The sequence below is a fragment of the Methanobrevibacter sp. genome, assembly GCF_017431965.1.
In the GTDB taxonomy this organism is placed as follows: domain Archaea; phylum Methanobacteriota; class Methanobacteria; order Methanobacteriales; family Methanobacteriaceae; genus Methanocatella.
The window spans coordinates 1-18,341 of record NZ_JAFRKB010000056.1 but is presented as its reverse complement, the minus strand read 5'-3'; the positions used below and the strand labels follow the sequence as shown (position 1 = coordinate 18,341).

The window sequence follows — 18,341 nt, the reverse complement described above, 5'->3', positions numbered from 1 at the left end:
TGTCTCCAAAAGTTTTGTTTCCTTGTAAAAAAGGCATTCCTTCAAAATTATCATTATAAAACTCAGATTTTGGGGATTGTCCCATAGTGACATCAGCAATTGATTTTAGTTCTACAGTTTTCCATTCTAAACTCAAATTTAAAAATACAGATTTATTTTTTCTAATTGCTTATTAGGTCTTAAATTTACAAAATATTTTTTCCAAGTATTTTAGATTACTATTGTTCTCACTTCATAAAATTGCTTTCACTTTAAAATATTGATTTAACATTGTAATTTTATTATTAAACCTAAATTTTATCTTTATTTATAAATTTGGAGCTTTTAAACATTAATTTTATATATTTTGCTTGATATAACATTATATGTACTCGGAGTTTATACGAACTATATTTCTCAAAAAGAGGTGTTGTTATGATTTATAGGGGTTGTAACGGTACTGTAATGCTTTCGTCTGAAAGTGAAGTTGTAAAAAACAATGTTGCTTATTCCCAACTTGAAAAGTATCTTATTACTTTAAGTGCCAAGTATGGTTTAGGCGAAGTCCTTTTTAGAGAACGAAATCCCCGAAATAATAATTCTACAGATTCTTTTTACATAAGGGCTCCAAAAGATTGGTCTATTAAAAAGATATTTGAAGTTTGGGATTGTATTATTGAGGATTCTGATGAATTCATTGAATCTAGAGGTTATGATTCTGAATTGGAATTATGTGATATTGTTGTAAGTGGTAGATATTGAGGTTTTGATTATGACTCATGCATTTGTTCCGAAACATTTGCAGGCATTTGCTAAATATCTTTTTTTGCATGATTTTTCAAATGAAAATTATGATTTGCAATGTATTTACAGATCAATTGTAAATAGAGCATATCTTTCAACATATCTGCATACGAGTGATTGGATTATTGATAATGGTCCCTATAATGATGTCAAGGATTATTCTAAAGGAGACATTGGGTATCATGCAGCTATTCTTATAGCTTTGAAATTCTTTAAAAGATATGATGTTCATAAAAGATATTCTGAATTCATTGATTTAAGAGTAATTGCAGATTACAATATTGTTGATGTTGTTTCTAGAGATGATGCTAAAAGAGCCATTGAACTTGCGGATGAAATTTGCAATGCTTTGCAATAACTATTTTTTTTTAAAATACTGATTTTCACATTCCCTCATCAATTTTGTTACAAAAACATCAAATTCAACCATCTAATATATATACTAATTAGAAACATACATTAAATCATTAATAAAGTTAATTTAATTAAATAAAGGTTTGATAATATGGTCAGATTTTCACAAACTCTTGATGATAGGCAAATGAAAAATAGAGAAAAACCTGTGGAGCAACTCAAGGATAATCATCATTATTATTCTCATGAAGAAAGGCAGCCACATGTGGTTCAAATGCCTCGTGATGACAGAATGTATGCTCAGCCTCCAAGGCCTTCCTATCCTGAAAAACCTGCCTATCCAAGAAGGGACAATTTCCAGATACCTCAACAAAGAGAGGAAATAGAGGAAGTTATCTATGAAAGACCTGTAATTGAAAGAGAATCCGTAAAACCTGACTTGTCAAAACCTGAATTGAAGTTTCCATCTGGCCAGAATATCCAATTCGGTGTTGAATATTCTCCAAACTCAAAACCGCCTGTTATAGGTAAAAACCATACAATAAGATCCAATTCAATAATCTACAATGATGTTGTAATCGGAGATAATTTCAGAACAGGCCACAATGTGGTTATTCGTGAAAACACCAATATCGGAGATGACGTATTGATAGGAACCAATACTGTCATTGAAGGGGACGTAATCATTGGAAATGATGTAAGCATCCAGTCCAACGTATATATTCCAACCAATTCAGTAATTGAAGACAATGTATTTATCGGACCGTGTGCATGTTTTACTAATGACAAATATCCTGTAAGAATTAATTACGAACTTCAGGGACCTAAAGTCAGACGTGGAGCTTCCATCGGAGGTAATACAACATTTCTCTCTAATGTTGAAATTGGAGAAGGGTCAATTGTTGCAGCAGGTGCTATCGTAATTCATTCTGTCCCGCCATTTTATTTAGCTATTGGAACTCCTGCACGTATCAAACCGCTTCCTGATCATTTAAAAGTTCCGAATAGATTCTGATTTTCATTCGTAAATACTAAAACATTATATATTTCAACGGTCTAATTATAATTAAAGGAGATTTTAAAATGGCTATTTATAAATGTAAAATTTGCGGATACACTTTGGATGAAGACAACTATGAAGAAGGTTTAAATATTCCTGAAGGAACCAAATTTGAGGATTTGCCATCTTCATTTAAATGTCCAAAATGCAGAATGGCTAAGGCCATGTTTGAAAAAATTTAAATAATTATATATATTACTATCTAATAAAATATTATTAAAAACTATACAATTTAAAGGAGATTGTTAATATGGCAAAATTTAAATGTAAACTTTGCGGATACACAACCGAAGAATTTGATGAATTACCTGAAGACTACAAATGTCCAATGTGCGGCGCTACTGCTGACATGTTTGAAAAAGTAGAATAGGTGTAACAATGGCTTACGTTTGTAAAGTATGCGGATTTGTTTTAGAAGAAGACGAATTGCCTGAAGATTACGTTTGTCCTGTCTGCGGCGTGCCTGCAGCAAACTTTGAAGAACAATAAGTTCTTCTTTTTTATATTTTTTCTAAAAATTGCTTATTTTTAAAACTAGTTTCTATTTTTCCGGAGTATTTTTCAAATATCTTTAAAATATCTCTGTCATCCTTTGATACAATATCATAGCTGACCTTATCTGCATATTGCTTGTCTATAACTTCAAGATTATTGTTTCTAACTTCACTGTTGGCTGTTTTAATGTCTGAGTATTCAAAAGTAATCTGATAAACGTCATATTCTTCAATTTCAAGTATTTCTGCTTCACCTACAGCTTCCATAACAGATTTTGAATATGCCCTGACAAGTCCTCCTGCACCAAGCTTTATCCCACCGAAATATCTTGTAACAATTGCAGTCACATTGTGAAGTTCGTTTTTTCGCAAAACGTTAATCATAGGTTTTCCGGCAGTTCCTCCAGGCTCGCCGTCATCGTCAAAACCTTCTCCGTCACTTACAATATACGCTGTACAGTTATGGGTTGCATCCGCATATTGCTTGTTGATTTTTTGGATAATCTCTTTGGATTCAGCTTTTGTTTTAGTTGGAAATAAAGAACAGATGAACTGTGATTTCTTAACATTTATTTCGCATTGGATAGGTTCCTTAATTGTTTTCATGCTATCAATATCTTTATATATCTAATCAAATATATTATTGTTAGTAAATTTTAGAAGGTGTTTATATTGTCAAGTAGATCAGCTACAATTTTAGTAATATTTATAGTAGCTTGCGTTGCTTTCTGTCTGGCCAGCGTTTTTGGAGCTATGACCGGACCAATATCAATTTTACCTAATGAAAGCAGTGGGGGAATTTTAGATAATCTATCAGCGATTACAGATTCAGATAGTTCTCCGGCTACTTACGGATATGATGATTCTCAAAGTCAGTCACAATCAAGTTATGACAGTTCAAGTTCAAATGTAGAAACTACAACTGATAATTCTCAACAAAGTAGTTCTAGTTCGGATTCTAGTAGTTCTAATGTTGAAACTACTACTGACTCTAGTTCTAATGATAGAAATCCATCTGATTCTAACTCTGCAGAACCTAAAAGTGAGAATTAAATCATCACTTTTTCTTTTTTTTTATTTTTCAACGGTATAAACCTTAAGACAAACTGTTTTATCTATTTTAGCCATATCCATCCAGGTGTTATTGTCTTTACTTACTAGTGACATTCCCGGCACATAATGCTGCCTTGAAAATGCCTGATAAGGAACTGCGTTATTTTTAAACACTACTGTAAAGTTATCACCTGTTTTTACTGGAACATATTTATCTAAAACAATTGTCCTGAATCCGGCAAATTCACTTGTTCCATTTTGTGTGTGGACTTTCTGATTGTTTAGATAAACATCAAATGAATAATCAATTCCGGACTCATTGAAGTATGTTCCGACAGCTCCGATTTCCTCGTCATATTTGGATGTAAACTCGTTTGAATAATAGGTATAATTGCCGTCAAAACCAACCAAACCCGCCAAATCGGTCTGGTAGTTTACATGATAGTCAATGTCATTTTCAAAAATGTAGGCAACTGCCGCAGATTGGGGCACGATTGCATAATAATCATCAGCTAAAAGGGATTTGTCATAGTAGGATATGTAGTTGTATCCATTAGCTCCAATTTCTAATCCTTCGGAATTCTTGAAAATCCATCCTCCCGGTTTTGAAGGTGTTTTGTTTTCATCGGTTTGGAATTTTTCAGCAGGAATACTGTCATCCCATCCAACGACACTAACGAAATGTTTAGGTTGTGTAACTTCGTCGGTATAATGATATAGGTTGTTTGTTGGGCATAACTGGACAGATACTGCACCATATCTCATTATTGCCTGTTTAATAGAATTTTGAGTATTATTTTGTCCGCCGAAAATTATCTCTGCATCCTGAAGATGAATCCTATTGTCTGTTTTAGGAACCTCAGAAATCATTCCCCTTTTCATCATATGAGTCATCTTGAGAAGTTACAATTCCATTCCAACTTAATGCATATCCCAAACCACTATATGCAAAACCTGTAGCATTATTTCGTATATCTCCGAGGGTATTGTATCTTAACTGAATGTCTTGAATACTGTTTTCGGATATGTTATATAAAACGCCTGTGGATTTAAGAAGGGAAGATTCCAATGTGCCTGCAGTGGCAAAAGCCCAACAGGCCATATTGTCGCCCTGGTCTTCAACCGGACTCACCCAGCCGGAATCACGGGAATCGTATTTTGAAGGCAATTCATCTGAAGGTTGTGTAGTGTCTTTTATATTCAGTTTTAATCCTTTATTTTCAACTGAAACTGTATAATCCTTATGATTCAATGACAGGATGTCGGTTGAATTTAGATTTTTTATTTCCCTGCCACTGTCGAAGTTTGTGTAAACTACGCCATCATCGTTAAATGTTGAATCTGTGAAATGGTTGTCGGCATCATTTGTATAGATGATGTTTTTTGTGGAATTTGGTGAGGTTACAATATTGTTGGTTAAATCTGAATTTATTATATTTAATGTTCATTTATCAAAATAGATTGTGCCGGCATTTGATTTTGCAGCATTATCTGATAAAGTGGAATTGTTTATTGTTAAATTGGACCATGAGGTATATAATGCGCCTCCAGTGGAATCTGCAGAGTTGTTTATAAAGTTTGAATTTTTAAGATTTAATGTGCCTCCCAAATTCACTATTGCCCCGCCAAATTTGGATGAACAATTAATGAAATCACTATCAACAATATTTAATGTTTCAGGAATGTTTTCAGATCAGGAATCCAAATCCATATAAATACTCCCTCCATTGCTGGATGATGAAATGTTAGAGAATGTGCAGTTTTCAATCAGCATGGCATCGGATGGAACTGAAACATCACCAATGGTTTTGGGGAAATATTTTCCAATTATTGCTCCTCCTGTTAGTGATGCATTGGAATTTAAGAAATTGGAATTTTCAATTGACAAAAAATGCCCTTTGTAATTAATAATTCCTCCGTATTGGGAACTGAAGTTTTCAAAATTACAGTTTTCAATTTCTAAAGAGCCTCTGTTATAAATGATGGCTGTGTTGTTGTTTTCTAAAAATGTTGAATTGTTAACGGTCATGTTTGAGTCGGTTACGGATATATCAGAAGAATTGTCATTTGATTTGAAAGTACAATTTGTTAAAGTGATGTTGTCGGACAGACTAATGGTTACACTTCCGTCCTGATTACCTTCATTATCAATGAAAACAACATTGTTCAATTCGACTTCATAAAAGTCACTACCTACGCATGCGCCTGAAAAATTTGACAGAGTCATATTATTGATAACAATTTTGCCGGGGGTGAGGTTGTTAGTAAATGTTAAGCCCATAATTTCATTAGAGCCATCTATCTTATGTCCGTTACCATTAATTACATAATTGTCTCCAGTAAAAATTAGTGGTGAGTCATTTTCCATATATTCATAATCTTTTGTCATATTAAAGGTACCGTTGCACTTTTCCATATCATTATAAAAATCGTTCAATGAATTGGTGTTATTATTGACTTTAACTTCGTTAGCTGACGTTAAAACAATGGCAAAACTGATTACAATGCAAAAAATTATTATTAAACTGAAAAGCTTAAATTTTAATTTCATTAATGAATCACCGGAGTTTTTTCTGTTTAAAAATCTAATAGTTTTTCAACATCGAGCAATACTGAGTTTATGGCCAGATTGAATAATCTGTGTCCGTATTCCTCATCCACATAAACGCCGTTTTCTTCAACGTCTATTGCTCCTTCTTCGATGTTTGGATCGTCTTTTCTTGCCTGTGTGAATCCGTGAAGGCCTACTTCCTCATATTCATTGACATTTGCCTGTTTATCAATCTCATTCTCGTTAATAATTCCCAGAACTTTTGCCATGGACAGTTCTCCGCTTCCTCCATGAGGTCCTTCTGAGGATATTACCTTGTTGTTGAATATTATTGAAATTCCGGTCTTATCTTCAATGTCCCACAGTTCGGCCACCAGAGGTATGTTTCCTCCATGAGCGTTTACAATAACGACCTTTTCAATATCCAGGAATTTCTTTGCGGAGTTAAGTGTGCTGATAACGTTTTCTTTTAGGACTTCAAGGGAAACATGAACTCCATGGTCGATTGTGTCCAGTTCATAAGCTGGAAATATTATTCCCAAAAATTTAGCTCCGGTTAAAAGGGATGACTGAAATGCGATGTGGGCTCCTATTTTGGCATCGGTATCGATTGGAAGTGCAGGGCCATGGTTTTCAAGGTGTGATCCAAGCGCTATTATTCCTATTTTGTGGACTTGGGGATTTTTAATATTTCCCGCTCTGTATCTTAACTCGGCCATTTTACCACCTTAAATTTCAAAGTTCCAGATGTCGTCACCGACGTAGTGTTTTGTTGCAACCGCTTTTCCGGAATCGTTTGCAACCATCTCTTCACCGCTTATTAGGCTTACTCCAATAGCCAGTGGTTTTCCATGAGTTTCATCGATAATCAATACAATATCTCCAGGTTCAACACCTTCGGATGCATCTACAATTCCAGGACTCATTATGTCTGCACCGTTGCTTACGAATCTTATGGCGCCCATGTCTACGGTTACTTTCTTGCCGTCAATTTCATTGGCAAGTGCAGCTTTCAGTGTCGGGAATGGTTTGTCGTCGATTATTATGATGTATGGTTCACCATCCACCAGAATGAATGAATTCGGTTCGGCTTCAAGTATTTCAACATTCTTTTTTCCCTGAAGCAAGTCTTCATATTCGCCCAATTGTGATTTTATTTCTTTAATTTTCTTTTTTTTCAAAAAATTTCTTTTTTTAACTTTAATCGCCATGTTTACCCCATAATATATTAATGAATAGTATTTTGTTTTCAAAATTAATAAAACTATTGTTATCTTAAAAAAACATCTTCATAGTTTATCTCATCGCCCAGTTTGGTTTTAGTTAAAGGTTCATCACGGTAGGCATACTTGGTTATTGTGCTTGCGTTATTGTCACTTAATTTTCTGATGCATGAGTTGATTACAATGAGCTCTTTGGATGTAAATTTCAGTGTGGGAATGACTGTCAGATAATATCTGTGAAGGATTCTGTTATAATAGGGTTCTTTTCGCAAAAATAACTGTTTTTTAGCTATTAAATTTTCTGTAATTTTTTTAAAATGTTTTGGTTTGATTCCTCTTTTTGATTTGATGTATGTTTCTTTTGTTAGGAATTTGCCGTAGCGCTCGTAATAGTTAAAATCAATAAAATACATCACGGTACAAAGGACAGTTTTACCTAAATTAGGCTTGTTGTGGCATTTGAACAGTATGTACATGATTAGGTTTATGTATTTCTCCTCATTGATTTTCATGGAATTACCTGGTGATGGTTGAGTGGTATTAGTTATGTTGGTGTTTCAATATAAGCAATGTCAGAGAGCATTTGATGAATAATTTAAATACTATTAAACTAATTATTTAGTATCGGACTTATTTTTTCATTATTTTAGCCCAAAATAAAGTAACCTTTATATAGTAGGTTAGTTATAATTAATAGTATTAGTTTTAATTAGGTTTTGTCTTATCTTAACTTGATTATATTAATTTAAAACTAAAATTTATGATAATATAAGGTGATATAATGAGCGGACAAAATGTTCAAAGACCACTTGACGCATTAGGAAAATCTGTTGACTCTCCGGTTTTAATAAAACTCAAAGGAGATCGTGAATTTAGAGGTATACTTAAGAGCTTTGATTTACACATGAACTTAGTTCTTAATAATGCAGAAGAGTTACAAGACGGAGAAATAACCAGAAAACTCGGTGTTGTACTCATAAGAGGAGACAATATTGTTTATATTTCACCATAATTATTATTTCTAAACTATATTCAGCGAGAAGTTAGGGAGGTGTATCAATGTCAAAGGGAACTCCATCAATGGGTAAAAAGAATAAAAAGACCCATATCAGATGCAGAAGATGTGGTAGAAACACTTATCACATACGTAAAAAAGTCTGTGCTTCTTGTGGATTCGGTAAATCCAAAAAATTAAGAAGATACAGCTGGCAAAATAAAAAACCAACTACCAGACAAAGATTGGTATAAGTTGGTTAAAACCTTGAAGATTATTCAATTAATCTTCACTCAAAATCTATTTTTCAGGTAACTTTTAAGTCACTATCTACTTTATAAACTACTTTTTTTAGATATATTTATATAATATTGTGAGATTATAATAAATTTAGGTACAACTAAATTTTAGGAGGTCAATCAAATGACTGATTTGAATGATATTGCAAAAGAAAATGAAGTGGATTTGGAAAACTGTGTCGTCTTTGTAAGAGGTAAAGATGACATATTGGCTGTTGATATTTCCAATGCAGGAATAAGGCAGAGAAGTGATGATACAATGGGTTTTACATTTTCAATCTCTCCAAAACAGGCATTGGCTTTAGAAGAATTCTTCAATAGATTCACTACTGGTGAGAAATTCTACTTTGATATTTCACAAACAGGCTACAGGCCAGTTTATTACAGGGGTCTTTCTCCAATGACCAAGGAAGTCAGTGTCGAGTACGAACCAAAGTTCAATATTACTTTATTTGCACAGAAAGCTATTGTGGAGCCTGATGACAATTACTTTGAGCCAACATGCGCATGCTGTGAGTTCTGCCACATAGGGTAGTGATATGATGTATATTTCAAACAAAATCAGAATCACCAAACAAAAACACGGTGAATTCATAGAGCTTGATCAAAGAAGAGTCAAAATCAGGGAAAATGAGAATGGTCTGATGGCTTTAAGCTATGTCGCACCGGTATTTGAAATAATGGATTTAGAAAACTTCTTTGATGATGTTATCTCTTCTGAAAAATTAGGTGTGGATATCGGTGGAACTGGTGAGTTTAAGGTAAGCTACAGAGGAATAGTTGATGGGAAAGGTAAGAACTTCCCTCAAAATCTTGACCACAAGATAATTCTTCTGCAGGAGCCTAAATGCCTTGATATAAGAGAAAATATCCAGATTACTGGATTTTCAAAATTTAAACCAAGAGGTAGGATTTCTGATTAAATCCTGCTTTCTATATTTCGTCTTCAACAGCATCCCATAAATCAACTGCCCAGCTCTGGCCTGCATCAATCACCATATCGAGCAGTCTTACCTTGCCGTCCCTGAATCTGAACAGTCTGTAGTCCTGCTGAGGCTTTTTTGCAGTTCCTTCCTTATTGCAGTCAAGGTATATTCCCTCGCTGTATTCTGCTTCAAAGTTTCCTGCCTGGACAAAGTCTCCAACAAGTGAATATCCGTTTCTGACACTTTTGTCCAATTCTTCGATTGTTTTTAGCCATCCGCCCTGAGCTCTGAATTTTATATCAGGATCGATTTTTGTTATTTCTTCTTGCCAATTTATTATCATTGTACCAAATCCTTTTTGATATTACTTTGTAAATGAATTACATATAAGAAAAGAGATAGAGCATTTGAAAAGTAATATTTATAACTATTGTTATATAATATTATATATAATTGGAAAATAATAATTAATATCATATCAATAAACTTTGGGCGTTAACATGAATCTATTTGAAAAATTTGGCATTGAAACTGAAAATGAGGAATTATATCAGATTGCATTTACTCATGGCTCTTACAGTACAATTCATCATTTGGATTACAATTATGAGAGATTGGAATTTCTTGGAGATTCTGTTTTAAGTCTGATTGTATCCGAATATCTATACAATAAATATCCTGAATATGAAGAAGGAAAACTCACCAAACTGAGAGCCAATTATGTATGCCAATCTGCATTGATATTTTACTCACATGAATTGGGTTTAACTGAGTACCTTAAGGTTTCGGCTGAAGAATCAAATCTGACTAAAAATGAAGTGCTGTCAATCACTGCAGATATCTTTGAATCATTTTTAGGTGCAATGTTTATAGACCAGGGAATTAAATTTGCAAAGAAATTTATTTCAGACAATATTTTTCAATACATTGATGAAAAAAGAGTATTTTTTACAGATTATAAGTCTGCCATAAAGGAATATGCTGATGGAGAAGGACTGGAAATAGAATATGAAACATTAAATGAATATGGTGTTCCTCATGACAAAACATTCTTCATATCCATTCTAATCAATGGGAAAGAAATGGGAGTAGGAAAAGGAAAGAATAAAAAAGAGGCACAGCAGGAAGCAGCTAAAATTGCTATGGAAAAATTAAATATTGGTGTTTTAAATGAATGATGAATCTATTGGTATTGTTGAGACAAAATATTTCAAAATTGATGGAGCAATTGATTTGGATAGTGGTGAAAGTCTTAATAATGTTACTGTTGCATATGAAACTTACGGTGAGCTTAACAAAGATAAATCTAATGCTATTTTAATCTGTCATGCTCTGACTGGTGATGCCCATGCTGCAGGATGGCATGAGGGAGATAAAAAGCCCGGATGGTGGGATATTGTAATCGGGCCTGGAAAAGCTATTGACAGCGAAAAATATTTCATAATTTGTTCCAACGTCTTGGGAGGATGTAAGGGAACAACCGGTCCGAGTTCTATTAATCCAAAAACCGGAAAAGAGTATGGTATGGAATTTCCGGTAATTACTATTAATGACATGGTTACAGTTCAAAAGAAACTGGTTGACTCATTTGGAATTACTCAGTTATATGCAATTATAGGAGGATCAATGGGGGGAATGCAGGTTCTCCAATGGCTTGTGGACTATCCCGACATGATGAAAAAGGCAATTCCGATTGCAACAGCCGCAATGTCATCTCCTCAGCAGATTGCATTCAATGCTGTAGGTCGCCAGTCCATATTTTCAGATCCTAACTGGAACAACGGAAACTACTATGAAACCGGTGAGATTCCACGTAACGGATTGTCATTAGCCCGTATGATTGCCCACATTACATATTTGAGTGATGAATCAATGGACATTAAATTCGGACGTGGCCTTCAGGATAAGGACGAAATCAGCTATGACTTTACTGTAGATTTCCAGGTTGAAAGCTATCTTAAACATCAGGGCGAAACCTTTGTAAAACGTTTTGATGCAAACAGCTATCTATACATCACAAAGGCAGTTGATTTGTTTGATTTGTCCGTTAACGGATCATTGATTGACGGGTTAAAGGATGTCAAAGCTAAAATTGAAGTGCTTTCAGTTGATTCTGATTGGTTATATCCAACAGAGCAAAGTACTGAAATTGTAACTGCGCTTAATGCAAATAATATTGAAGTGGCATTTTCAGAAATAAAATCCAACTATGGTCATGACGCATTCCTGCTTGAAAAAGGACAGCTTAACTATATATTTGCCAATTTCCTGTCTGATAATGTTGTTGAAGACTTGATGATGGAAAAAATAGCTACAATCAAAGCGAATGCTGATGTTGTACAGGCAGCTAAATTGATGCTGGACCGCCACGTAACTCACATTCCTGTTGTAACTGATGACAATAAATTAATAGGTATTGTTACAAGCTGGGATTTATCCAAATCAATAGCGACTGATTCCAATAAGCTAAAGGATATCATGACAACTACCGTAAAATATTGTAATGCAGGAGATTCCATAGAGGAAGTTGCTCGTAAAATGCGTAAATTTGATATTTCATGTCTTCCGGTCGTTGATGAGGATATGAAAGTATTGGGCCTTATTACAACAGATCATATTAGTAATTTATTAAGTTAAATTACTTCTTTTTTTTATTTATTTCTCAAGGAGACATTGCTATTTCTAGAAAATCCAAGTTCATCGATGGTGCTAAAAAGGGCATTCCTATTACATTCGGATATATTCCAATGGGAATTGGTTATGCTGCAATTGCAATAAAAGCAGGTTTTACACCTCTGCAGACTATTTCAATGTCATTTTTAGTTTATGCAGGGGCGGGCCAAATCATCGCCGCTTCAATGGCTCTTACTGGTGCAACTGCAATAGCTATTATACTGACAAATTTTGTTGTAAATTTGAGATATTTTGTAATGTCTGCATGTGTTTTAAATCAGGTTGAAGAGTCAAACACTCCACTGAATGTCTTGGCGGCACATGTAACTGTTGATGAATCATTTGCAATGTTTTCACTTTCTCAGGATTCATCAATCTGGATATATCTTGGAATTGCAATAACTGCATGGCTTTCATGGTGTTTTGGTGCAGCAGTTGGAGTATTTTTACTTGATTTGCTTCCGGTAATCGTAACCAACAGTTTCAATATTTCACTCTATGCACTGTTTGTTGCAATACTGACTCCGGCCGTTAAGGAAAACAGACAGATCGCGCTTCTGGTTTTGATAACTGCAGTTTTAAACATTGTTTTAAGCAATTTTTTAGGAAACTGGTCATTAATCGTCTCCACTCTTGTTGGGGCTGCTGTTGGAATGTATATCGTTGATGATGAATATCTTCTTTCAGGTGATGCATGATGGATTACATAAATTTGGTTATTCTTGGATGTGCGCTTGTGACATTTATTCCAAGGCTGATTCCCGCACTTTTTATAAATAAGCTTGAGTTTTCACCCAAAGTGGAGAAATTCCTTAATTTGATTCCCTACACTGCACTTGCGGCGTTGATATGTCCTGGAGTGTTGACAGTTGACAGTCAGCTGTGGTATATAGGTTTGATTGGTGCGGTTGTTGCTGCAGGTCTTGCCTGGAAAAAAGTGCCTTTGGGAGCTATTGTGATTTTAACGGTGGTTGTTTTGATTACTGTGTATTCAATTGTTCCATTCTTTTAGTTTTTTTAATTTTATGATATCAAAACTATTATATAATATTAAAGTCAAATCAAATTGTACAAAAAGGTTATTTTAACATTACCTTTTTTTAAATGTTGGTTAAATATAGAGTTAGTTTGATTCTAACTTTATATTTTCTTTAAAGTTCTTTTTTTGTATATTTTAGAAATTTTTAATTAAAATTAGGTTTTTTAGCCCCAAGCAGATATTTAGAGGAAAATGGATCAATAATATGGTAAGTTTGATTTTCTGCTTGAGACTGTTTTCAGTAACATTAAATGTGTTAATGAAATGTTACATATGTTAAAGATGTATTCCCTTATATATAAATGTTTCGTTTTTAATTTTTTACTAAAAATAGATATTTATATTTTTTATATTTCAATTTAAGATTATTATAATGTTTATATTATTAAAATATTTATTAAAATTTAATTTTAAATATATTAATAATTATTTGTCTTTTTTTATCTATTTAAATTAATTTAATTAGTTTTATTATTAACCGTTAAGTTTATATACTATGTAATGTAACATTAACATAAGTAATTAGATTTTAACATAATTACTTGGAGTACTTAAATACTTTTTGCAAAAATGAATTAATTTGTGGGAATACTATGAAAACCATGATTAAATATTTAAGACAGGAGCTCAAAATGAGCCAAAAAGAACTTGGGGATAAAGTTGGAGTTACTCGCCAGACGATTAACGCCCTTGAAAACGGCAGATATAATCCATCTTTATTTTTAGCCTATGAAATTACCCAGGTTTTTAATAAAATGTTATTCAAAGGAGATCGAGAACAATATTTCGTCATGGAAGATATTTTCATTTTCGATGATGATTACTATTAGGAGTTGAAAAAAATGATTTTAGATATTTATAAAGACGCACTGGAATATTCCGCTAAAGACTGGAAAACACTAGTGCTTTTAGGTGTAATTTGTTTATTTAGTTTCTTATTGCTTCCGGCATTCTTGCTTACAGGTTATAATTATAGAGTTATCAACACAGCCGTTCACGGAGTAATCAATGGTAGAGACCCATTGCCTGGCTTTGATGATGTAATCGATATGTTTGTTGATGGTGTTAAAGTTGTAATAGTCCAAATAGCTTATTTGCTTGTTCCTGCTATTGTTTTCATAATTTTTGCAGCATGTGCAGGCCAATTGCATGGAATGGCATCATCCGTATTGATGATTGTGGGATGTTTAATTACATTTGTCCTTTTTGTAGTTGCATGTTTAATGCAGCAAATGGGATTATGTCACATGGCATATCATGACGGCGCATTCTCAAAAGCGTTTGCAATAAGTGAAATCAGAGAAGTGATTGATGAAATCGGATGGTTCAACTGCATTGCAACATATCTTGGATTAATTATAATAACTTTGGTCATAGCTGCTGTTGTCACTGCAATTATTTATGCAATATTTACCATATTCGGAATATCCGGTGCTATTTTAGGTGCTAATCCGGGCGGAATATTCATTTTAGGAGCAATAATCAATTCACTTGTCACAATGTTTATTGTCGGACCGTACTTAAGCATATTCAATGCAAGATCAATTGGACTGTTATATACTATGCAAATCTAAGGTGATATGATGGCAAGCATAACTGATCATGTTAAAGAGGGGTTGAAATACCCCTTCAATGACATCAAAAAGCTTTTAGGATTGGGCGGACTGTTTGCGCTTATAAGTGCAATATCAGTGTTTATGAGTGTGAAATCTTTTGAGATTTTCAGATTTGGCATACATATGGTTGAAAATACCAACGGCAATGTATCACACATTCCATTTTCACAGCTTCCAACTGGTGACATTTACTTGGTTGTGGCTTTAGCTATTGTTAGCTTCATAATATCCTTGTTCATATTCGGATATCAGTATAATATTGTGAAATTCTCAATAGACAAAAAAGAAGACCTTCCTGGATTCAATGATATAATTGGAATGCTGGTTAACGGAATCAAATATTTCATTGTAGTTTTAGCATATAATATAATTCCAATAATTATCATGGCATGTGGAATAGTATTGATAGGTAACTCATCAGCGTTGGCGATTATAATCCTGATTTCAGTATTGCTGTTCATTATATCATATTTCCTGCTCATTATGGCATTGAACAATATGGTTGCACATGACAGCATCACAAAGGCCTTTGACATAAAAGAAATTACAGGAAACATTTCCAATCTTGGATGGGGCAAATATGTTGGAATAATCATTTTTACAATAATTGTGTATATGATTATCATGGCAGCGGCAAGCTTTATATTAAGTATGATAACAGGAGTGTTTATAGCAGCCATTTCAAATCAGGCTTTAATCATATCAATTTTCGTTGCAGTAATTGAAGGACTGTTCATAGACTCTTACGGAGCAATATTCTACAACAGGGTTTGCGGATCAGTATACAGAGAATCAATCAAATAGTTAATTTTAAGGTGATAATTTGAAATTAAATTCAAAAATTTTAGGCGTATTGTTGGCTTTGTTGGCTGTTGGCGTGGCGGTTTCAGCTGTAAGTGCAGTCAATTTAGCAAACGATTTTAACAATAATGAATTCGGAATTGATGTTGTTTCAGACACTCATTTCAACGAATCAGTAAACATTTCCTCTAAAGGCATGGATTTAGTAATATTTGAAAATTCAGGAAGTAATTCCGATGATGTAAACTCAATAATGTACTTCAAAGATTCCACAGCAGATAAAAACCAAATATCAGGTTTTATTAAAGGTCTTGAAAACAGTGGATCTAAAGTTGAAGAAACAGAGAAGTATATTGTATTAAAAAATAATCAGAATGTTCCTGATTTTGATATGGGAAATACTTTTGACAGTATTTTTAACTTTGTTGGAAGCATATTTTCATCTGATGGTTTAAGCATTTCTGATGGAGGAAATTCAGTTTCACTGTCAAGTAACGGTTTGGAAGTTTCTGATGTTAACGGTCAAAATGTATCAATTACATCTGATGGAGTACATGTTTCAGGTAATGAATCAAGTAATGAGACTGTTAATGTATCCAGTAATATCAGCTCCAACATAACAAATTGTGATTATTCAATTTATTTGAAAAATCCGGACAATAATAAAGTTATTGTCCTATCCGGAAATAATCTGGAACTGTTAAAACAGATGGCTGAAACAGCATCTTTTAATGAGAATTAAATATTATTCTCATTTATTTTTTTTTAATTTTTTTAAGGAGATTTTATCATGTCAGACTACGTCATCGAAACAAACAATTTGTCAAAAATATATTCCAAAAATAAGGTTGTTAATTCAGTCAGTATGCATGTTGAAAGAGGTAAAATCTATGGGCTTTTAGGTAAAAACGGAGCTGGGAAAACCACTACTATGTGCATGCTCTTAAATCTTACATATCCAAGCAGCGGCGAAATATATCTTTTTGGAAAAAATCCTAAAAATGATTCTAATGGGACTTATTCCAAAATAGGCTCCATCATTGAAACTCCTGGATTTTACGAAAATCTGACTGCTTATGAAAACTTAAAAATCATTGCAAAGTTAAGAGGGAATTTCAATCCGGCAAATATTAATGCTGTTCTTGAAATGGTAAATCTTGAAAATGCAAAATCTAAAAAGTATAAAGATTTTTCTTTGGGAATGAAACAGAGATTGGGAATAGCAGCAGCAATCATGCACAGTCCTGAATTATTAATATTGGATGAACCTATCAACGGTCTTGATCCCTTCGGAATTAAAGAAATCAGAAACCTGCTTAAAAGACTGGCTCATGAGTTCGGAATAACCATTTTAATTTCATCCCATATCCTAAGCGAAATTGAAAACATTGCTGATGTCATAGGATTTATGGATGAGGGAGTCTTGATTGAAGAGATTTCAAAAGAGGAGTTATATAACCGATTGGATAAATTTGTTGAATTCGAAGTATCAAATCCTGATTTGGCTGTAAACATATTTAACGAACTGGAACTTAATGAAAATGATGATTTTACAGTCTCTGGAAATACGATTAATTTGTATACTCATCTGGAATTAAGAGATAAGTTCAATGAACTGTTTGTTAAGGCAGGAATTGATGTTAGAAAAGTAAATCTGTGTGAAGAGAACCTGGAAGAATTTTTCACACGTTTTGTATCAAATAATTAAGGTGATTTTATGTTGACTTTCATTGAAATGGAATTTTTAAAGCTGAAAAGATCAAAGATATTCTTGTTGAGTTTATTAGGAGCTATTCTCCCGCCATTGTTAATGTTTATAGCGGTCACTGCATTTGATGAAGGACAAACCTTTGAAGCATTGTTTACCAATGTCAATATGTACATGTCTGCAATGTTTGCAGTTCTTATATTTGCAATAATAATATCCTACTTATTCGGTAGAGAATATAATGAACATACTTTAAAAACCATGCTGACAATCCCAATATCAAGAGGTAAATTCTTGGCCAGCAAGTATCTTATGTTTTTGGTATGGATTGTGATTTTAACAGTAGTTACAAGTATATCAGCACTTATATTCGGTTTTGTGGCAGGCCTTGAAGGTTTTACAGTAAAACTGTTTATAGATAGCTTTGCACAACTGCTCTATGCCAATGTCCTGTTGTTTTTAACATTCTCTCCATTTGTATTCCTATCACTGTTTATAACAAACATGGTTCCTGCAATGGTTGGAGGTGCTGCATTATCATTGGTGAATCTGATGGTCTATGGTCAAAACTGGGCTCCGTTTGTTCCTTGGGTTTGCCCATATCTGATTGCATCAGGTGAAATAGCTGAGTACACTACAGGTATTGGTGTGTCTTATGGTGTTATTTTAGCTACTTTCTTAATCGGATTGGCCATTTCATACATTTACTTTACAAAAAAAGATGTAGCAATATAATCTTTTTTTCTTTTCTTTTTTTTTAAATTAAT

The 18,341-nt window shown here is 33.5% G+C and carries 30 protein-coding genes; 21 read left to right on the top strand and 9 right to left on the bottom strand.

What is annotated here, in order from left to right; genetic code table 11:
• Nucleotides 1-414: 414 nt before the first annotated feature.
• From IJI93_RS08610 to IJI93_RS08585, 6 genes are all read left to right on the top strand, one after another.
• The gene (locus tag IJI93_RS08610) at nucleotides 415-741 is read left to right on the top strand and encodes a hypothetical protein (protein ID WP_292815335.1); all 327 of its coding nucleotides are present in this window, start codon (nucleotides 415-417) and stop codon (nucleotides 739-741) included.
• Nucleotides 742-751: 10 nt separating this feature from the next.
• The gene (locus tag IJI93_RS08605; RefSeq protein WP_292815332.1) at nucleotides 752-1,141 is read left to right on the top strand and encodes a hypothetical protein; all 390 of its coding nucleotides are present in this window, start codon (nucleotides 752-754) and stop codon (nucleotides 1,139-1,141) included.
• A gap of 435 nt (nucleotides 1,142-1,576) precedes the next feature.
• Nucleotides 1,577-2,152, top strand: a complete 576-nt coding sequence (locus IJI93_RS08600) for an acyltransferase (RefSeq protein ID WP_394355679.1) — start codon at nucleotides 1,577-1,579, stop codon at nucleotides 2,150-2,152.
• 68 nt (nucleotides 2,153-2,220) lie between these two features.
• A complete protein-coding gene (locus tag IJI93_RS08595; RefSeq protein ID WP_292815328.1) occupies nucleotides 2,221-2,379 on the top strand; it encodes a rubredoxin in 159 nt (52 codons plus the stop codon).
• A 68-nt stretch (nucleotides 2,380-2,447) separates the two neighbouring features.
• Nucleotides 2,448-2,567: a rubredoxin-like domain-containing protein gene (locus IJI93_RS08590; RefSeq protein WP_287412284.1), complete on the top strand. Its 120-nt coding sequence runs from the start codon at nucleotides 2,448-2,450 to the stop codon at nucleotides 2,565-2,567.
• An 8-nt stretch (nucleotides 2,568-2,575) separates the two neighbouring features.
• Complete coding sequence (locus IJI93_RS08585) at nucleotides 2,576-2,686, top strand: rubredoxin-like domain-containing protein (RefSeq protein ID WP_287412285.1); 111 nt, start codon at nucleotides 2,576-2,578, stop codon at nucleotides 2,684-2,686.
• Nucleotides 2,687-2,697: 11 nt separating this feature from the next.
• Here the strand turns inward: IJI93_RS08585 and IJI93_RS08580 are convergent, their stop codons facing one another.
• A complete protein-coding gene (locus tag IJI93_RS08580; protein WP_292815325.1) occupies nucleotides 2,698-3,297 on the bottom strand; it encodes a YigZ family protein in 600 nt (199 codons plus the stop codon).
• A gap of 66 nt (nucleotides 3,298-3,363) precedes the next feature.
• Here IJI93_RS08580 and IJI93_RS08575 point away from each other — a divergent pair, with 66 nt between their 5' ends.
• On the top strand, nucleotides 3,364-3,744 hold the full coding sequence (locus IJI93_RS08575) for a hypothetical protein (protein ID WP_292815321.1): 381 nt from the start codon (nucleotides 3,364-3,366) through the stop codon (nucleotides 3,742-3,744).
• Nucleotides 3,745-3,765: 21 nt separating this feature from the next.
• Here IJI93_RS08575 and IJI93_RS08570 read toward each other — a convergent pair whose 3' ends face one another.
• The 7 genes from IJI93_RS08570 to IJI93_RS08540 all read right to left on the bottom strand — a co-directional run bounded on the left by IJI93_RS08570 (nucleotide 3,766) and on the right by IJI93_RS08540 (nucleotide 8,030).
• Complete coding sequence (locus IJI93_RS08570) at nucleotides 3,766-4,629, bottom strand: lectin like domain-containing protein (RefSeq protein ID WP_292815317.1); 864 nt, start codon at nucleotides 4,627-4,629, stop codon at nucleotides 3,766-3,768.
• Nucleotides 4,604-4,996, bottom strand: a complete 393-nt coding sequence (locus tag IJI93_RS08565; protein WP_292815312.1) for a C1 family peptidase — start codon at nucleotides 4,994-4,996, stop codon at nucleotides 4,604-4,606. The genes IJI93_RS08570 and IJI93_RS08565 overlap by 26 nt, the downstream gene beginning before the upstream one ends.
• Nucleotides 4,997-5,188: 192 nt before the next feature.
• A complete protein-coding gene (locus IJI93_RS10520) occupies nucleotides 5,189-5,359 on the bottom strand; it encodes a hypothetical protein (RefSeq protein WP_366513291.1) in 171 nt (56 codons plus the stop codon).
• Between the two features lie 78 nt (nucleotides 5,360-5,437).
• Nucleotides 5,438-6,295 (bottom strand): hypothetical protein, encoded by an 858-nt coding sequence (locus tag IJI93_RS08555; RefSeq protein ID WP_292815305.1) that lies wholly within the window; start codon nucleotides 6,293-6,295, stop codon nucleotides 5,438-5,440.
• Nucleotides 6,296-6,321: 26 nt separating this feature from the next.
• Nucleotides 6,322-7,014 (bottom strand): 2-amino-5-formylamino-6-ribosylaminopyrimidin-4(3H)-one 5'-monophosphate deformylase, encoded by a 693-nt coding sequence (gene arfB, locus IJI93_RS08550; RefSeq protein ID WP_292815300.1) that lies wholly within the window; start codon nucleotides 7,012-7,014, stop codon nucleotides 6,322-6,324.
• Between the two features lie 9 nt (nucleotides 7,015-7,023).
• Nucleotides 7,024-7,506 carry an RNA-binding protein gene (locus IJI93_RS08545; RefSeq protein ID WP_292815297.1) on the bottom strand — a complete coding sequence of 161 codons (483 nt, stop codon included), beginning with the start codon at nucleotides 7,504-7,506 and terminating at the stop codon, nucleotides 7,024-7,026.
• Nucleotides 7,507-7,565: 59 nt separating this feature from the next.
• Nucleotides 7,566-8,030 carry a type II toxin-antitoxin system antitoxin SocA domain-containing protein gene (locus tag IJI93_RS08540; RefSeq protein WP_292815296.1) on the bottom strand — a complete coding sequence of 155 codons (465 nt, stop codon included), beginning with the start codon at nucleotides 8,028-8,030 and terminating at the stop codon, nucleotides 7,566-7,568.
• A gap of 269 nt (nucleotides 8,031-8,299) precedes the next feature.
• Between IJI93_RS08540 and IJI93_RS08535 the strand changes: the two genes are divergently transcribed.
• From IJI93_RS08535 to IJI93_RS08520, 4 genes are all read left to right on the top strand, one after another.
• A complete protein-coding gene (locus IJI93_RS08535; RefSeq protein WP_292815293.1) occupies nucleotides 8,300-8,530 on the top strand; it encodes an LSm family protein in 231 nt (76 codons plus the stop codon).
• Nucleotides 8,531-8,577: 47 nt separating this feature from the next.
• Complete coding sequence (locus tag IJI93_RS08530) at nucleotides 8,578-8,766, top strand: 50S ribosomal protein L37e (RefSeq protein ID WP_067042784.1); 189 nt, start codon at nucleotides 8,578-8,580, stop codon at nucleotides 8,764-8,766.
• Nucleotides 8,767-8,935: 169 nt separating this feature from the next.
• Nucleotides 8,936-9,346, top strand: a complete 411-nt coding sequence (locus IJI93_RS08525) for a hypothetical protein (protein WP_292815289.1) — start codon at nucleotides 8,936-8,938, stop codon at nucleotides 9,344-9,346.
• A gap of 4 nt (nucleotides 9,347-9,350) precedes the next feature.
• Nucleotides 9,351-9,734, top strand: a complete 384-nt coding sequence (locus tag IJI93_RS08520) for a hypothetical protein (RefSeq protein ID WP_292815285.1) — start codon at nucleotides 9,351-9,353, stop codon at nucleotides 9,732-9,734.
• Between the two features lie 10 nt (nucleotides 9,735-9,744).
• On the opposite strand, the gene IJI93_RS08515 is transcribed toward IJI93_RS08520, so the two are convergent.
• Nucleotides 9,745-10,080, bottom strand: coding sequence for a hypothetical protein (locus IJI93_RS08515; RefSeq protein ID WP_292815282.1), 336 nt, complete (start codon nucleotides 10,078-10,080; stop codon nucleotides 9,745-9,747).
• A 157-nt stretch (nucleotides 10,081-10,237) separates the two neighbouring features.
• On the opposite strand from IJI93_RS08515, the gene rnc reads away from it, so the two are divergent.
• The 10 genes from rnc (at nucleotide 10,238) to IJI93_RS08465 (ending at nucleotide 18,309) form a co-directional block, all read left to right on the top strand.
• A complete protein-coding gene (gene rnc, locus IJI93_RS08510) occupies nucleotides 10,238-10,915 on the top strand; it encodes a ribonuclease III (protein WP_292815279.1) in 678 nt (225 codons plus the stop codon).
• Nucleotides 10,908-12,374, top strand: coding sequence for a homoserine O-acetyltransferase (locus IJI93_RS08505; RefSeq protein WP_292815275.1), 1,467 nt, complete (start codon nucleotides 10,908-10,910; stop codon nucleotides 12,372-12,374). The genes rnc and IJI93_RS08505 overlap by 8 nt, the downstream gene beginning before the upstream one ends.
• Nucleotides 12,365-13,108, top strand: a complete 744-nt coding sequence (locus IJI93_RS08500) for an AzlC family ABC transporter permease (RefSeq protein ID WP_342765185.1) — start codon at nucleotides 12,365-12,367, stop codon at nucleotides 13,106-13,108. The genes IJI93_RS08505 and IJI93_RS08500 overlap by 10 nt, the downstream gene beginning before the upstream one ends.
• A complete protein-coding gene (locus tag IJI93_RS08495) occupies nucleotides 13,108-13,422 on the top strand; it encodes an AzlD domain-containing protein (protein ID WP_292815271.1) in 315 nt (104 codons plus the stop codon). Before IJI93_RS08500 ends, IJI93_RS08495 begins: the two co-directional genes overlap by 1 nt.
• Nucleotides 13,423-14,042: 620 nt before the next feature.
• Entirely contained in the window at nucleotides 14,043-14,279 is a 237-nt protein-coding gene (locus IJI93_RS08490) for a helix-turn-helix transcriptional regulator (protein WP_292815268.1), read from the top strand.
• Between the two features lie 12 nt (nucleotides 14,280-14,291).
• Complete coding sequence (locus tag IJI93_RS08485; RefSeq protein ID WP_292815265.1) at nucleotides 14,292-15,023, top strand: DUF4013 domain-containing protein; 732 nt, start codon at nucleotides 14,292-14,294, stop codon at nucleotides 15,021-15,023.
• A 9-nt stretch (nucleotides 15,024-15,032) separates the two neighbouring features.
• Nucleotides 15,033-15,869: a DUF4013 domain-containing protein gene (locus IJI93_RS08480; RefSeq protein WP_292815262.1), complete on the top strand. Its 837-nt coding sequence runs from the start codon at nucleotides 15,033-15,035 to the stop codon at nucleotides 15,867-15,869.
• A 19-nt stretch (nucleotides 15,870-15,888) separates the two neighbouring features.
• Nucleotides 15,889-16,608, top strand: coding sequence for a hypothetical protein (locus tag IJI93_RS08475; RefSeq protein WP_292815259.1), 720 nt, complete (start codon nucleotides 15,889-15,891; stop codon nucleotides 16,606-16,608).
• Between the two features lie 48 nt (nucleotides 16,609-16,656).
• Complete coding sequence (locus IJI93_RS08470) at nucleotides 16,657-17,574, top strand: ABC transporter ATP-binding protein (protein ID WP_292815256.1); 918 nt, start codon at nucleotides 16,657-16,659, stop codon at nucleotides 17,572-17,574.
• A 9-nt stretch (nucleotides 17,575-17,583) separates the two neighbouring features.
• Nucleotides 17,584-18,309 (top strand): ABC transporter permease, encoded by a 726-nt coding sequence (locus tag IJI93_RS08465; protein ID WP_292815253.1) that lies wholly within the window; start codon nucleotides 17,584-17,586, stop codon nucleotides 18,307-18,309.
• Nucleotides 18,310-18,341: the final 32 nt, after the last annotated feature.